This is a genomic window from Micromonospora sp. NPDC049799, from assembly GCF_040656655.1.
Classification (GTDB): domain Bacteria; phylum Actinomycetota; class Actinomycetes; order Mycobacteriales; family Micromonosporaceae; genus Micromonospora.
Window position 1 is genome coordinate 1 of record NZ_JBFAMU010000814.1, and the last position, 1,523, is coordinate 1,523.

Annotated in this window: 1 pseudogene; it reads left to right on the plus strand. The window is 74.0% G+C overall.

From position 1 onward, the window contains the following. Positions 1-83: 83 nt before the first annotated feature. A pseudogene (gene cobA, locus AB0I76_RS29725) lies at positions 84-983 on the plus strand (uroporphyrinogen-III C-methyltransferase); the annotation flags it as partial. Between the last annotated feature and the right edge of the window lie 540 nt (positions 984-1,523).

The following is a 1,523-nucleotide window of genomic DNA, read 5'->3' on the forward strand; positions in this document are numbered from 1 at the left end:
GCGGACCAACCACGACAACCTGCACGTACGCGGATACAAGGAGGAGGGCACCACCACCACGCCGTTCGACATGGTGATGCTCAACGACCTGGACCCCCGCGGTGACCCGCCACGGTCCGGTCACCGTGGCGGTGCTCGGCGGTGGCGACCCCCGCAGGGCGATGACCGTCCGCGACGCGATCCGCGACCTCCTGGGTGCAAGGAAGGGCCCCCTCTTAACGCCTCAGGTAGAGCAAGGGTCCCCTGTTGACACCTCGGGCGGCCGGGTCGCTCTGGTCGGCGCCGGGCCGGGCGACCCGGAGCTGATCACCGTCAAGGGGTGGCGGCTGCTCACCGAGGCGGACGTGGTGGTCGCCGACCGGCTGGTGCCCGGCCTGCTCCTGGACGAGTTGCGTCCCGACGTCGAGCTGGTCGACGCCTCGAAGATCCCCTACGGGCCGTCGAAGACGCAGGAGGAGATCAACCGGATCCTCGTCGACCGGGCGCTGGCCGGGAAGGTGGTGGTCCGGCTCAAGGGCGGCGACCCGTACGTCTTCGGCCGGGGCGGCGAGGAGCTGCTCGCCTGCGCGGAGGCCGGCGTGCCGGTGACCGTGGTTCCGGGCGTGACCAGCTCGATCGCGGCTCCGGCGGTGGCCGGCATCCCGGTCACCCACCGGGCGGTGGCGCACGAGTTCACGGTGGTCTCCGGGCACGTCGCGCCGGACTCGCCGGCTTCGCTGGTGCGCTGGGAGGCGCTGGCCGGGCTGCGCGGCACCCTGGTGATCCTGATGGGCCTGAAGAACCTCGCCGCCATCACGGCGACACTGGTCGCGCACGGCCGGCCGGCGGACACGCCTGCCGCGGTCGTGCAGGAGGCGACGACCGGCGCGCAGCGGGTGCTCCGGTCCACGCTCGGCGCGGTCGCCGCCGATGTGGTCGAGGCGGAGCTGCGTCCCCCGGCCGTGGTGGTGGTCGGCGACGTGGTCCACGCCCTCCACACCTGACCCTCGGCGCGGGTGCGGTCCGACCCGCCGGGTGTCAGGTGTCGAGCGCGCTGTCCGGCCTGCATGCCGCCCACCTGCTGTCGCTGACCGGGTGCTCCTCTGTCTGCGGGCCGTCACAGTCCTGGCCCTCGGTCCCGGCGGAGGCTCGGGCCGCCCTCGGGACCACATGTCCAGCGCGGCCGCCTTCCTCCCTCGGCCCCGGTGGAGGCGGGCGGCCTCGGGACCACACGTTCAGCGCGGCCGTCTTCCCCCGGTCCTGCGCTGTCGAGCTGATGTCACAGATGACTCATCGCCGTAAGGCCTTGGGGTCGGTGAGCCGTGCGCGAGGGCCGTGAGCCGTGGGCCGTGCGCGAGGGCCGTGGGCCGTGGGCCGTGCGCGAGGGCCGTGGGCGGTGGGCCGTGGAGCCGCTGCGCCGTGAGGTCGTGGATCGGTGGGCCGTGATTCATCTACGACATCAGCTCGGCAGGAGCCGAACGACCATGTGCCGGTGCGGCCCCGCCCGCCGCCCGCCGCCCGCCGTGCGCCGTGCGCCGTGCGCC